At 63.8% G+C, this 13,996-nt stretch carries 12 protein-coding genes; 9 read left to right on the top strand and 3 right to left on the bottom strand.

The features are described from left to right. On the top strand, positions 1-1,066 hold a 1,066-nt coding region (locus tag JOZ76_RS17885; protein ID WP_291700282.1), incomplete at its 5' end, for a TRAP transporter large permease subunit. Between the two features lie 412 nt (positions 1,067-1,478). Then, positions 1,479-1,856, top strand: coding sequence for a hypothetical protein (locus JOZ76_RS17880; protein ID WP_291700281.1), 378 nt, complete (start codon positions 1,479-1,481; stop codon positions 1,854-1,856). A 9-nt stretch (positions 1,857-1,865) separates the two neighbouring features. Here JOZ76_RS17880 and JOZ76_RS17875 read toward each other — a convergent pair whose 3' ends face one another. Continuing rightward, entirely contained in the window at positions 1,866-2,174 is a 309-nt protein-coding gene (locus JOZ76_RS17875) for a hypothetical protein (RefSeq protein ID WP_291700279.1), read from the bottom strand. A 177-nt stretch (positions 2,175-2,351) separates the two neighbouring features. Continuing rightward, positions 2,352-4,061, bottom strand: coding sequence for a methyl-accepting chemotaxis protein (locus JOZ76_RS17870; protein WP_291700277.1), 1,710 nt, complete (start codon positions 4,059-4,061; stop codon positions 2,352-2,354). A 252-nt stretch (positions 4,062-4,313) separates the two neighbouring features. Here JOZ76_RS17870 and JOZ76_RS17865 point away from each other — a divergent pair, with 252 nt between their 5' ends. The 4 genes from JOZ76_RS17865 (at position 4,314) to JOZ76_RS17850 (ending at position 11,038) form a co-directional block, all read left to right on the top strand. Then, a complete protein-coding gene (locus tag JOZ76_RS17865) occupies positions 4,314-5,696 on the top strand; it encodes an ethanolamine ammonia-lyase subunit EutB (RefSeq protein WP_291700275.1) in 1,383 nt (460 codons plus the stop codon). A gap of 341 nt (positions 5,697-6,037) precedes the next feature. After that, a complete protein-coding gene (locus JOZ76_RS17860; RefSeq protein ID WP_291700273.1) occupies positions 6,038-7,624 on the top strand; it encodes a B12-binding domain-containing radical SAM protein in 1,587 nt (528 codons plus the stop codon). Then, on the top strand, positions 7,624-8,427 hold the full coding sequence (eutC, locus tag JOZ76_RS17855) for an ethanolamine ammonia-lyase subunit EutC (RefSeq protein WP_441300050.1): 804 nt from the start codon (positions 7,624-7,626) through the stop codon (positions 8,425-8,427). Before JOZ76_RS17860 ends, eutC begins: the two co-directional genes overlap by 1 nt. 253 nt (positions 8,428-8,680) lie before the next feature. After that, a complete protein-coding gene (locus JOZ76_RS17850) occupies positions 8,681-11,038 on the top strand; it encodes an efflux RND transporter permease subunit (RefSeq protein ID WP_291700268.1) in 2,358 nt (785 codons plus the stop codon). Between the two features lie 75 nt (positions 11,039-11,113). On the opposite strand, the gene JOZ76_RS17845 is transcribed toward JOZ76_RS17850, so the two are convergent. Further along, entirely contained in the window at positions 11,114-11,614 is a 501-nt protein-coding gene (locus JOZ76_RS17845; protein WP_291700267.1) for a hypothetical protein, read from the bottom strand. 495 nt (positions 11,615-12,109) lie between these two features. Between JOZ76_RS17845 and JOZ76_RS17840 the strand changes: the two genes are divergently transcribed. From JOZ76_RS17840 to JOZ76_RS17830, 3 genes are all read left to right on the top strand, one after another. Further along, on the top strand, positions 12,110-12,346 hold the full coding sequence (locus JOZ76_RS17840) for a hypothetical protein (protein WP_291700284.1): 237 nt from the start codon (positions 12,110-12,112) through the stop codon (positions 12,344-12,346). A 217-nt stretch (positions 12,347-12,563) separates the two neighbouring features. Then, positions 12,564-13,448: a squalene synthase HpnC gene (gene hpnC / locus JOZ76_RS17835; RefSeq protein ID WP_291700265.1), complete on the top strand. Its 885-nt coding sequence runs from the start codon at positions 12,564-12,566 to the stop codon at positions 13,446-13,448. After that, positions 13,438-13,996 (top strand): squalene/phytoene synthase family protein (locus JOZ76_RS17830; RefSeq protein WP_291700263.1); only part of this gene is annotated, 559 nt, incomplete at its 3' end. The genes hpnC and JOZ76_RS17830, both read left to right, overlap by 11 nt.

Genomic DNA, 13,996 nt, shown 5'->3' with positions numbered 1-13,996 from the left:
GGTCTCGCCGCGGCTTGCCGCGGAAGGCATTCCGGCCGCCAATCGTCACGCGACCGTCGCGGTCGCCAGCACGCTCGGCGTGCTGGTGCCGCCATCACTGGTGCTGATCCTGCTCAGCGACGCCATGCTGTCGGCCCATACGATGGCGGTGACTGCGACCGGCCGGAGCGATCGCGTCGTCAACACCCAGGACATTTTTCATGCCGCGCTGCTGCCGGGCGCGATCTTTCTCGCGCTCTGCCTGGGCCTGTCCTTCTTCGCGGCGCGAACCGCGGACAAATTGCCGGCGCGCGAACCTCTGGCGCCGGCGCAAGGCCTGCTCGCAGCACTGGCGCTCGCCTTTCTGATCGTGCTGCTGGGCGGGGTCACATCAGGCTATTTCTACGCGGTGGAAGCCGCCGCGATGGGTGCGTTCGCACTGCTTGTCGCCGGGCTCGTCACCGGGCGCCTGCCGCGCGCAGAACTCGGCAAGATGCTGGGCGATGCGATTGCGCTGACCGGCGCGCTGTTCTCGCTGCTGCTCGCGGCCACCACGTTCACGATGATTTTGCGACTGCTCGGCACCGCCGACCTCGTCGGCCGGCTTGTGTCCTCGATCCCGGGTGGCGAGATCACGGCGGTCGCGACCGTGCTCGCCGTCATCGCGATCTCGGCCTTCGTGCTCGATGCCTTCGAGATCATCTTTGTGATCGTGCCGATCGTGATCCCGCCGCTGCTGATTCGGGTCGGCGATGCGCGCTGGGTCGCGGTGCTGGTGCTGCTGACCCTGCAGTCGAGTTTTCTGCTGCCGCCGTTCGGCTACGCGCTGATGATGGTGCGCGGCGTGCTGAAGGAACAGGTCTCCTTTCGTGCCATGCTGCGTGCCCTGGCGCCGTTTCTGGCGGCGCAGTGGCTGCTGCTGCTCGTCGTGCTGCTGTTCCCTCAGTTGACGCACACGGGGCAGTCGGCGGAAGACTCAACGCGTGCGCCGCCGGCGCCGATGTCGGACGCGGAATTCAATCGCCGCCTGCAGGACATGATCAAGCTGCCGGACCTCGATCCGCCCGGGAACCCCGAGCGGCGGTGAGTTGAGAAAATGCCAGCCAAGCCCTCGATGTCATTGCCCGCGAAAGCGGCTGTGAGGCAATCGTCATTGCGAGGCGCAAAGCGCCGAAGCAATCCAGACTGTCGCCGCGGAGATAGTCTGGATTGCTTCGCTTCGCTCGCAATGACGAACCTTGCGATACCGGCTTCTCCGACGTCATTGCCCGCGGAAGGCGGGCAATCCAGTACGCCGCGGCCTATCGGGTCAAGTACTGCTGCCGCTGGGATACTGGATCGCCCGGTCGAGCCGGGCGATGACAGCGGGAGAGTGGCGTTCCATCAAACATTGGTGTTGGAACAAGCGAAACTAATACCGCTCCTCACGCTTGTTTGAGGCTGACAGCCGCTTCTTCGAGGGCTGTTGTTCCAATTAGGCAAGACGAAGGAGTGATCTGATGAAAGCTTTGTCGCTGGTGATTGGCGCCGCCGTCGCTGCGCTCGCAACGACGGGGGCTTCGGCGCAATCCGCCAACCTGACGGGGACTTACCGCTGCATCCAGATGTGCCGCGACGGCATGATCGGTGCGCCGGCCTACATCACGCAGAACGGGTCCAACTTCAATCTTGTGACCGAGACCGGCGAGTCCTATCGCGCCTGGCCCGACTGGTCGGCGCCCGAAAGCCGGATCTGGATCGATGCCCGCGACGAGAGCGCGGTCTATTCGCCCGATGGCATCCGCATCCAGTTCGATGACGGCCGCGTCTGGCAGCGTGTCATCGGACCTGCGCCCGCGCTGGTCGGGCCCGCGCCGGCCGTGGTCTGGCGGCGGTAGTCAAACTGTTCAGGAGTGTGAGAGACGCGCCGCCCGGGCAACGGGCGGCGCGTCTCGCGTCGGCTCATCGAGCCCGCCGTGGTCGAGCCCCGCGAATGAGCAGTCGACAAGGGACGCCGGGAGGAGGTCGCGCTGGTCTTCATGAGGCAGCGGAACCATCTGGTAGTGCTGGCGCCCGAGAAAGGTATCGGAGCCATCGGCCTCTTTGAGCACCTCGCGCGCCTTGGCGAGGACATCACGGCTGCGCGCCGTGTGTTCTGCCATCGTGGCGGACGACGCGCTTCGCAATGCGATGAGACGGTAGCACTGTTCATCCATGTGGCGAGGATACCACCTAAAGATGATGAATTTGGGGCAGTCCGACTTTAGATTTAGAATTTCGGCCCGGTTCGCTCCGGACCAAAGCCGAAACGGCCGAGGCACCGGGGCATGATTCTCCGCGAATACAGATCGACGCCGCAGCAGCCGATCGAAGCCGCGTTCCGTTCTGCTCGTTCAGGCGGCCTTCTCGTGATCCGCCGGCCCGGCGCGCAGATTATCGAAAAACGTTTCGACCTCGCGTGACAGCGTCTCGGCAGTGGCGTTGAGGTCGTCGGAGGCTGTGAGCACGGAGGCTGCGACCGTCGAGGTCTGGCCGATCGCATCGCGCAGCGAGCCGATGTTGTGCACCAGCGTGGCATTGCCTTGCGCGGCGCCCTGCGCGTTGGATGAGATCTCGCGCGTGGCGGCATCCTGCTGGCCGATGGCATGGGCGATGTTGGTCGTGATCGCGTTGATCTCGCCGACGGCGTGACCGATCTCGCGCACCGCGTCGACGGCGTTTCTGGTCGAGGACTGGATCAGGCTGACGTTCTGGCTGATCTCCTCGGTCGCCTTCGCGGTCTGGCCGGCCAGCGCCTTGACCTCGTGCGCAACCACGGCAAAGCCGCGCCCGGCATCGCCGGCGCGGGCCGCCTCGATGGTCGCGTTCAACGCCAGCAAATTGGTCTGCTCGGCAATCGCCTGAATCAGGTTCAAAACGCCATCGATCCGCTGCGTCGCCGCGGCGAGGCTTTCGATTTCGGCGATCGATTTCTCGGTGCGCAATCCGGTCTGTTCCACGGCGGCCGCTGACTGGCGGACCTGGCGCCCGATCTCCTCGACGGAAGCCGACAGCTCCTCGGCGGCACCGGCCACCGTCGACACGTTGCTGGAGGCCTGCTCGGTCGCGCCCGCGGCTGCGCTCGCCTCATTGCTGGCCTTCGACGTCACGCGGGTGATGGTCTGTGCGCTGCCGCGCATCGCCGTAGCGTTCTCCTTCACCGCGCGCAGCACGGTCCCGATCGCTCCGCGAAAGGCCTCGACTGATATCTCGATGTGGCGGCCACGTGCCTCGCGGATTTGCGACTCCCTGACGACCTGCGAATTGAGGTTCTTGTTGTGGTCCATCGCCTGCCGGAAGATCTCGATGGCGCGCGCCAGCGCACCGACCTCGTCGCCGCGATCGGTGTGGGGAACGCGGACATTGTCAGCGCCCTCGGCGACCTGCTTGATCACAGCGGTGATGACCGAGAGCGGCCGCGCGATCGACCGTGCGATCAGGATCACCCCTATCAGAACCAGCGCGAGCGCCACGCCGCCAAGACCGGTCAGCACGAGGGACAATTGGCGGGTGGTTTCGGTCTGCTCCGCAATGTCTTTCGCGCGCTCGGCATAGACCTTGGATAGCGTCTCCAGATCCTTGTTCAGCGCCGAACGAACCGAACGGTTGGCCTCATTGTCGCCCCATTCGCGGCCCGCCGCAGGGTTGATCTCGACGGCGCGCCGCACCAGTTCTTTGCGGAATTCGACGAACTGATCGATGCGCTTCTTGAAGGTCGCAAACTGCGCGGCGTCGTCGCTCTGCACGATCGCCTGCCATTGGTTGACGACCGCCACGATTTGCTCGTTGAACTTGAGGATGCCCTCATTGAACTTCTTCGCGGCGTCCTTGTCGGCCGACATGTAGACGCCGCGGGAGTCCATCACCACGGCATAGACCAGCCCGTTCACCCGCTCGACATTGAGGGCGGCCTTGTTGGCCGTCTCGATCGCCGCGGTGAGCGCGGTGCCGCGGCGGGAGTTGTAGTCGGACAGCGCCGTAATCGCCGCCGTCAACACCGCGAACAGGCCGAAGATCGAATAGAGTTTTGCCGCAAGCGACAGGCCGGAGACTTTTGCGCGCATGGTTGTGTGATGTTGAGGTCGTGTGACGTCAGGCATTTGGCCGGCCCCCAGCAAGGCCCGGTGAGCACCGTCGGCCGCTCAAAAATGATGCAGCAATTTCATGGACATTCGCTTAATGTGCGGCATCATTCCTTATTGAACTTTTATATAAAACAATCAATCACTTAGGCTGCTGGTGCAACCGTGTTGCAGTGCTGTGCCGGGGCCGTGCAACTCCCGGTCGGTGAGGTCAGAGGGTTAAGCGGAGCATCCATGGTCTATCGCCACACCATCAATTCCACGGTCCATGTTTTCGACGACCTGCGCATGGTGCTCGCCAGGGCCAGTCCGCTTCGCTCAGGCGACCGCCTGGCCGGCACCGCCGCCGACAGTGCGGAAGAGATGATCGCGGCGCGGATGGCGCTCGCCGACATTCCGCTGACGCGATTCTTGCATGAGGCCGTCGTGGCGTACGAGGACGACGAGGTCACCCGGCTGATCATCGACAGCCACGATGCGGCGGCCTTTGCGCCGATCGCAAGCCTGACGGTCGGCGGCTTTCGCGACTGGTTGCTGTCGGATGCGGCGACGAGCGAGACGCTGCGGCTTCTGTCCTCGGCCGTCACGCCGGAAATGGCGGCGGCCGTCTCCAAGCTGATGCGCAACCAGGATCTGATCCTGGTCGCACGGAAATGCCAGGTGACGACGCGTTTCCGCAACACCATCGGCCTTGCCGGGCGCATGAGCACGCGGTTGCAGCCCAATCACCCGTTCGACGACGCCCGGGCCATCACCGCCTCGATCCTTGATGGCCTGCTGCTCGGCGCCGGCGATGCCTGCATCGGCATCAATCCGGCGAGCGACGATCCTGCCGTGATCGGCGCCCTGCTGCGGCTGCTCGACGAACTGATCGCGCGGCTCAAAATCCCGACCCAGGGCTGTGTGCTGACCCATATCACGACGACGCTCGACCTGATCGGGAAGCGCTTTCCGGTCGACCTCGTGTTCCAGTCGGTCGCCGGCACCGAAGCCGCCAACCGCAGTTTTGGCATTGATCTCGCGCTGCTCAAGCAGGCGCGCGAGGCAGGCCTGGCGCAAAGGCGCGGGACCGTCGGCGACAACATCATGTATTTCGAAACCGGGCAGGGCTCGGCGCTCTCGGCCAATGCCCATCACGGCGTCGACCAGCAGACGCTGGAAGCGCGGGCCTATGCGGTGGCGCGCGCCTACGAACCGCTGCTGGTCAACAGCGTGGTCGGCTTCATCGGCCCGGAATATCTCTACGACGGCAAGGAGATCATCCGGGCTGGCCTGGAGGATCACTTCTGCGGCAAGCTGATGGGCCTGCCGCTCGGGGTGGACATCTGCTACACCAACCATGCCGAGGCCGATCAGGACGACATGGACAATCTGCTGACCCTGTTGGCGGCGGCGGGCGTCACCTTCATCATGGGCGTTCCCGGCGCCGATGACGTGATGCTGAACTACCAGTCCACCTCGTTCCACGACGCGCTCTATGTCCGCGATCTCCTCAAACTGAGGCGGGCGCCGGAGTTCGACGACTGGCTGCAGCACGCCGGCCTTGCCGATGCGGATTTTCGCATCGCGGCGGGCGCGGGACAGTTGCCCGATTTCGCGGCCCGGCTGCTCGCGTGATCGACGGTGCGTGATAGACATGTTCTAATTTGAACCGGCGCAACCGAGCCGCCGTCAAAAGGTTAATAACGCTGCCACAATCGTAAGCGACAACAGCGAGCCGCGTTGCCGGCGATGCGCCTCGTCGATGTCTCCCCATTGCGGCGGCGCCGATCGCAACGCGTATGTATGGGCGGGGGCGATGTATGGACGAGGCTTGGCGAACGCAACGGCTCCGGAGCAATGATCGGACCAACAATGTTTTGAGTAGCCGCGCGTCGATTTCGCGTTTTTAACTTTTTGTGTTGCCGCCGGCCCATCGTCGCGCGAGAATCGGCGGTCGCAATCGCTGAGGTCGTTTCATGAGAGCTGATGACATCGGACCTGTCAGGCGTATCCTGTGCGTCTTTCCGCGCTACACATCCGCTTTCGGGACCTTCGAATACGCCTATCCCCTGACCGACGGGGTGAGGGCGTTCATGCCGCCGCAGGGCCTCTTGCTGATCGCGGCCTATCTGCCGCAAAACTGGCAGGTCCGCTTCATCGACGAGAACATCCGCGCCGCCGCGGAAGAGGATTTTCAATGGGCCGAAGCGGTGTTCGTCAGCGGCATGCACATTCAGCGCCAGCACATGAACGACATCTGCCACAGAGCCCATGAGCACGACCTGCCGGTCGCGCTCGGCGGTCCCTCGGTGAGCGCCTGTCCGGACTATTATCCCGCCTTCGACTATCTGCATGTCGGCGAACTCGGCGATGCCACCGACGAACTGATCCGGATTCTGGCGCGCGACGTGTCGCGGCCGGGCGCGCAGGTCGTGCTCAAGACGGGCGAGCGCGTCGCCATGACCGATTTCCCGATCCCGGCCTACGAGCTTGCCGAGACCAAAAAGTATTTTCTGGGCAGCATCCAGTATTCGAGCGGCTGCCCCTATCAGTGCGAGTTCTGCGACATCCCCGGGCTCTATGGCCGCAACCCGCGCCTCAAGACGCCGGAGCAGATCATCGCCGAGCTCGAGCGCTTGCGTGAATGCGGCATGACCGACACGGTCTATTTCGTCGATGACAATTTCATCGGCAACCGCAAGGCGGCGCTGGAGCTGCTGCCGCATCTGATCGCATGGCAGAAGAAGACCGGCTACATCACACGGCTCGCCTGCGAGGCGACGCTCAACATCGCCAAGCGGCCGGAGATTCTTGAGAAGATGCGTGAGGCCTATTTCATCACGATCTTCTGCGGCATCGAGACGCCGGATCCGGAGGCGCTGACGGCGATGCAGAAGGACCACAACATGATGGTCCCGATCCTCGAAGGCATCAGGACCATCAACTCCTACGGCATGGAGGTGGTGTCCGGCATCATCATGGGGCTCGACACCGACACCCCCAACACCGCCAACGCGCTGATCGACTTCGTCGAGGACTCGCAGATTCCGCTGCTGACCATCAATCTGATACAGGCGCTGCCGAAGACGCCGCTGTGGGACCGCCTCGCGCGCGAGAACCGCCTGACCGACGACGAGAGCCGCGATTCCAACGTGCAGTTCCTGCTGCCGTATGACCAGGTCGTCGAATCCTGGCGCCGCTGCATGGCAGCCGTCTACGAGCCGGCAAGACTGTTCGCCCGCTACCAGCACCAATGCGACTATACCTATGCCAACCGCATCAAGGTGCCGGTCAGCGACGAGCTGAAGACCTGGCCCCACATCAGGCGTGCGCTGGTGATCCTGCGCAACATCTTCTGGCAGATCGGCGTGCTCGGTGACTACAAGCGGGTGTTCTGGAAATTCGCCTTCGCGCAGCTCAGGCGCGGCAACATCGAGAGCTTCATGTCGGTCTCGCTGATTTCGCATCATCTGATCACGTTTGCGCGCGAAGCCTCGCGCGGCCGGCAGAATGCCTCGAACTACTCGCTCAAGCTGCGCGAGGCGCAAGTCCCTGCTGAATGATGCCTGAAACGAAGCCGCCCGCCGCGCCGCATGCGCTGCTCACGGATCTGAAAGAGCTGACGCCGGCTCGCGTTGCGCTCGGCCGCACCGGTGCGAGCCTGCCGACGAAGCCGCTGCTCGATTTCACGCTCGACCATGCCCGTGCGCGTGATGCCGTCCACGCGGCTTTCGACGCGGAGGCGCTGGTTGCCGAACTCGGTGCGCTCGGCCTGGCGGCGCATCGCGTGGCGAGCCGTGCCGCCAATCGCCAAACCTATCTTCGCCGTCCCGATCTGGGACGGCGGCTCGATGAGGCCTCGGTCGCGGCGCTGGCGGGCTTTTGCGGCGTGGCGGATGACAGGCTTGCGATCGTGATCGGCGACGGCCTGTCGCCGCGAGCAGTCCATGCGCATGCGCTCGAACTGATGCGCCGTCTCGCCTCACAGCTTGCTGCTGACGGCATCGCGATGGCGGATGTGGTCGTTGCCTGCGGTGCCCGCGTCGCGCTTGGCGACGAGATCGGGGCCTGCCTTGGTGCCAAAATGGTCGTGGTGCTGATCGGGGAGCGGCCAGGACTGTCCGCGCCGGACAGCCTCGGCGCTTATCTGACCTTCGCGCCCCGCATCGGCCGCACCGACGCCGACCGCAACTGCGTCTCCAACATTCATCGCGCGGGGCTGAGTTACGATGAGGCGGCGTTCAAGATCGCCTGGCTGGTCGGCGCCGCCTTCGCGCGCGGCGTGACCGGCGTTGCGCTCAAGGATGAGAGCTCGGAAGCGCGGCCGCCGCAGCTTGCGGTGAACATCGAACTCGGCGGTAATTAGACGCGTGGGAAGCCGGAAACACCACCGAATCGGCCGCGACCGTGGCGTTCTTGCGCTTGCGGGGCGCGGGACAGACCTGCTAAATCTGAACAACGCGAATTTCTGCGCATTTTCAACGGATAGCGCTGGTCGCAAGGGTCCATCGGGGCTCGCGCGCGCCCGGGAAAACCTTCAAAACCCGACACAGGCGAATCTGGCTTAGCAACCCCACGACGAACACCGATAATGAGCGATTGGAAGAACTGGACAGGGCATGCTCGATAAAAGCCGCGACAATGAGGTTCATGTCGAAAAGATCGAGCAGCGTCCGACAGGCTCCATCGCCTTCGGGCTGGAACGCATCGGACTTATCGCCGTCCAGGCGCCGATCCTGTCCTGCATCGCGCTGGCCGGCCTGATCGTCGCGGCGATCTTCGGCATCCAGCGCATCAAGATCGACGATTCGCTCTCGCAGCTGTTCCGCTCCAACACCCCCGAGTTCCACCAGTACGAGCAGGTCACGAAAAAGTTCCCGGCGGAGGAATTCGACGTGCTCGTCGTGGTCGAGGGCAAGACCCTGCTGGCGCGCGAGAACCTGGAGAAGCTGCGCGACTTCGTCACCGACCTGCAGCTCGTCGAGGGCACCCGCGGGCTGGTCTCGCTGTTCTCCGCGCGCCAGGCGCCGGCGCCGGGCAAGCTGCCGGCCGCGCTGTTCCCGCCCGACCTGCCGGAGGGCGCGGCCTATGACAAGTTCATCGAGACTGTCAAATCCAACGAGATCATCCGCGGCAAGCTGTTGTCCGAGGACGGAACGCTGGCGCTGATCGTGCTGTCGCTGGAGCCTGACGTGGTGGCCTCCAGCCAGCTTGGAAAAGTGGTCGGCGACATCAGAAAACTGATGAAGGATGATCTCGGCGACACCGGGCTCAACGCGGAGCTGTCCGGCGTTCCGGTGATGCAGCTCGAAATCCGCAACGCGGTCGAGCGCGACGGGCTCACCTACAACATCCTCGGCATCCTGGCAGGCTGCATCATCGCGATCATCTTCTTCCGAAAGATCTCCTTCATGGTCGTGGCGGCGTTCCCGCCGATGATCGCGATCCTGCTGGCGCTCGGCGGGCTCGGCTGGGCCAATTTCAACCTCAATATGTTCCTGAACGTGATGACGCCGCTCATCATGGTGATCAGCTTTTCGGACTCCATGCAGCTGACCTTCGCGGCGCGCGACCGCCTGATCGCCGGGCAGGACAAATACACCGCGTTCAAGAACGCCGTGCTGGTAGTCGGCCCGGCCTGCGTGCTGACCCATGGCACCGCCGGCATTTCCTTCATCGCGCTGCAATTCTCCGATTCCGACCTGATTCGGAAGTTCGGCGAGGCGGGCCTCGCTGCGACCATCATCGCGCTGCTTGCCGTGTTGTCGCTCGTTCCGGTGTTCGGCGTGCTGTTCGTGCGCAACGAGAAGGTTTTTGCCGTCAAATTCCAGAGCGCGGATGCCGGCGTCCAGGCGCTGCGCAATTTCTGCTACTGGATTGCGGTGCGGATGGTCAGCCGTCCGGGCCTGTTCAGCCTGATCGCCGTGCTGTTCGTCGGCAGCCTCGGCGTCGTCTATGCCAACCTGCAGCCGCGCTACCGGCTCGCCGACCAGGTGCCGGACAAACGCCAGGCGGTCGCCGCCAGCAACCGGCTCGACGCCAAACTGACCGGCGCCAATCCGGTCAATGTGCTGATCCAGTTCCCCAAGGGCGAAGAGCTGTACTCGCCGGAGACGCTGCAGACCATCGCCGACGTGCATGCCACGGTGGAGAAGACCGCGGGCGTCGGCAATGTCTGGTCGATCGAGACCTTGCGCCGCTGGCTTGCCGAGAAGGCCGGCAGCGACGATGTCGCGACCTTGAAGGAATACGTCAACCTGATCCCCGAGCACCTGGTGCGGCGCTTCATCGACGCCGAGCAGGACGCTGTCGTGGTCGCGGGCAGGGTGCCCGACCTCGACTCCAGCCAGCTGCTACCCGTGGTCGAAAAGCTCGACCATGAGCTCGACACGGTGCGCAAGGCGCATCCGGGCTACGAGATCGCCGTCACGGGTCTCGCCGCCATCGCCGCGCGCAACTCGGCCAGCATGATCGAAAAGCTCAATCGCGGATTGACCGTCGAATTCGCGCTGGTCGCGATCTTCATCGGCCTCGCATTCCGCTCGCCGGTCGTGATGTTCGCCTGCATCCTGCCGGGCATCTTCCCGGTGGTGATGTCAGGCACGCTCTTGTGGCTGATGGGCGAGGGGCTGCAATTCGCCAGCGTGGTCGCGCTGACGGTGTCGTTCGGCCTCGGACTATCTGCGACCATCCACTTCCTCAACCGCCTGCGGCTCGAGAGCAAGCCCGGCGTCTCTTCGGCGGTCGCGGTCGAGCGCGCCACCGTGCTGGTCGGGCCGGCGCTGATTCTCACCACGGTGGTGCTGGCCTGCGGGCTCGTGGTGACGGTGTTCTCCGACCTGCCGTCGCTGCGGCTCTTCGGCTGGCTGAGCGCGTTCTCGATGGTGGCGGCGCTGGTCGCCGACCTCTTCATCCTGCGTCCGACCGCGATGTTCCTGATCAACGTCTCGGAGCGGCTGCGCGGCGTCGCGCGATAGCTCGGCCAAAAAAACATCGGCCCCGATGCGATCAGGGCCGACATGCATTCAAGGCAATGATCGCAAGGTGCGGCGTCAGCCCTTCACCATCGTGATGTTGACACCCCTGATCTCGCCCTTGGAATCGATCTGCACGGTCTGCTTGTTGCCGCTGGTGCGCACGGTCAGGTTGGCGGCAAATCCATTGGCTTCGACGAACACCTGGATCTGGCCGCCACCCACGGTGCCCTGCAGATTGCCGAACACGTTGCGGCTGGCCTCGCTCCAGTTGCCGGAGATCCGCTCGCCCTGGCTGGTGACGTCGCTGGAGAGGTCGAACTTGTAGCTGTCGCTGGCGCACTTCAGGCTCTGCTTGAGGCCGAGGCCGGTGCCGTTGACCTTGTACTCGGCCTTGCAGCGAATGCGCTCGGTGGTGCCGTCCGACAGCGCAACCGTGCCGTTGCCGGACCAGTTGCCGTCCATGCCGGCGAACGGACCGGACTGCGCATGGCCTGCCGATACCGACAACAGCAGCGCCGCAGCCAGTCCGGCAACTTTGATTGCCTGTCCCGAGAGACAGGAGCCAAACGTTTTCATGTCGCGTTTCCCATTCAAAATGACGTGCTCGTCCGAATTCCGCCGCCGCGTCGAGGATTTAGTGTCGCCGCAATCTGTTAGGTTCAAATGACAGGCGAGGCTGTCCATGGCTCAGATTCCGGCCGATCGAAATCCACGCGTCACAACCTCTCGCATCATGAAATCGAAAAGCCGCCGGAATTCGGTCAGGCGCTCTTGAGTCGCGGACGTATCTAGCGGTCGACGGTGCCGGCTTGCAACAGCCAATTGCAAAAATCGGCTTGTGGAAATTAATGCACTGGTATCAGCATCTTATCTATGCCAATGAACGCGCCTCTGATGCGTCGCCAGTCATCGCTCGGACGCCGCAAATTTGACCGTATTTTGCAGCGTTTGTGCTTCCACTCAACCGTTGCGGTCCCAAGCGGCTGCAATTTCCGTTCATCCATGCCGGCAAGGCGACGCATTTTCTGGTTGGATGGCCCCGACCTTCCAAAACGTAGTGTAAGGGACAAGATGCCGAGATTTTTGCTGTCAGCCACCCTGCTTCTGCTGTCCGTTTCCGCACCCGCTCTTGCCGAGGAGCAGCGCAGTGGCACGGCTGAGGAACAGAAGGCCTGCACCCGTGACGTGCAGAAATTCTGCCGTCATGTGATCGACCAGGGCGACTTCACCATTCTCGCCTGCCTGAAGGAAAATCGCTCCAAGATCAGCGGAGCCTGCGATACGGTGCTGAAAAACCACAATCAGTGAGCGTGATGCCCGTCTGTTAAGGGTTTCTGGCGCAGCATTGCAGCGTTAACGGGTTTGTTCGGCGCGGTCCGGGTTCCCAGGGGGACCGCACATAGCATTGGTTTTATGAGCGCCATCCCCTATATGGGGAACATCGTGCATGCCTTTTTTCGGGGCGTGCGCGATGCGCGCTTGTTTGAGCCCCGTTGTGCCGAGTCGACCTGGTAGCCCGTTCCCGATGACTTCAGCAGCCGAATTGCGATCCGGTAAGACGCACCGCGACGAGAACTTTCCGGTTGCTTCGTTCATCATTCATCCGCGCCATCGCACGCTGATCCTGTCGTTTTACAATTTCGTGCGGACGGCGGACGACATCGCCGATCACGCGACGCTCACTCCGAGCGAGAAGCTCGCTTATCTCGACCTGCTCGATGCCGAATTGCAGGGGCAGGGCGACACCCAGGCCGAAGCGGTCAACCTGCGCCGCGCGCTCGCCGAGCGGGGCATGCCGCCGCGCCATGCGCTCGATCTCCTGATCGCCTTCCGGATGGACGTTACCAAGCTCCGCTACGAGAATTGGGACGAGCTGATCCATTACTGCCGCTATTCGGCCATGCCGGTCGGACGTTTCGTGCTCGACGTCCACGGCGAAAGCACCTCCACTTGGGCGGCCTCCGATGCGATCTGCGCAGGGCTTCAAATCAACAACCATCTGCAGGATTGCGCCAAGGACTATCGCGAGCTCAACCGCGTCTATCTCCCGCGCGACACGCTCGCAGCGAGTGGCGCCACCGTCGAGATGCTCGGCGAGGCCGCAGCTCCTGCGCCGCTCGCCACATGCCTGCATGCGCTGGCGGAGCGGAACGCGACGCTGCTCGACGAGGGCAGGCCGCTCGGCGGCCAGATCAGGGATTTTCGATTGGGGCTCGAGATATCCATCATTCAGGCTTTCGCGGACCGGATCGTGCGCATGCTGAGAGTGCGCGACCCCTTGCGCGAACGCGTGCATCTTTCCCCGCTCGAGATGCTCGGCCTGATGATCGGAGCCGCGGCCTCCGAGGTCGCGCGCCGCGCATCCGGACGGCGGGCGATGCCAAACAGGTCTGCGGCGCATGACGCTTGAGGCGGCGGCCGACGCCAATTACGGGAGCACTGCGTCCGGCAGCTCGTTCTACGCCGCGATGCGCATCCTGCCGCGCGAGCAACGCGAGGCGATGTTCCAGATCTACAGTTTTTGCCGCCAGGTTGACGACATCGCCGATTCCGACGGCCCGCGCGAGGCGCGGCTGGCTGCGCTGCAGCAGTGGCGCGACGACATCGATGCGCTCTACCAGGGCCGTGCACCGGCGCGGCTCCGCGACTATGCGGCGACCGTCAAAAAGTTCGGCCTGAGGCGCGAGGATTTTCTGGCCATCATCGACGGCATGGAGATGGACGTGCCGGCCGACATCCGCGCGCCCGACATGGCAACGCTCGATCTCTATTGCGATCGCGTGGCGAGCGCGGTTGGACGGCTGTCGGTCCGGGTATTCGGCATGCCCGAAGAGGACGGCCTCCTGCTCGCGCATCATTTGGGCCGGGCGTTGCAGCTGACCAACATCCTCAGGGATATCGACGAGGATGCCGGCCTCGGCCGGCTCTATCTGCCGCGCGAGGCCCTGCTGCATGCCG

The sequence above is a fragment of the Bradyrhizobium sp. genome, assembly GCF_019244115.1.
In the GTDB taxonomy this organism is placed as follows: domain Bacteria; phylum Pseudomonadota; class Alphaproteobacteria; order Rhizobiales; family Xanthobacteraceae; genus Bradyrhizobium.
This window is presented reverse-complemented; position numbering and strand designations above follow the sequence as displayed.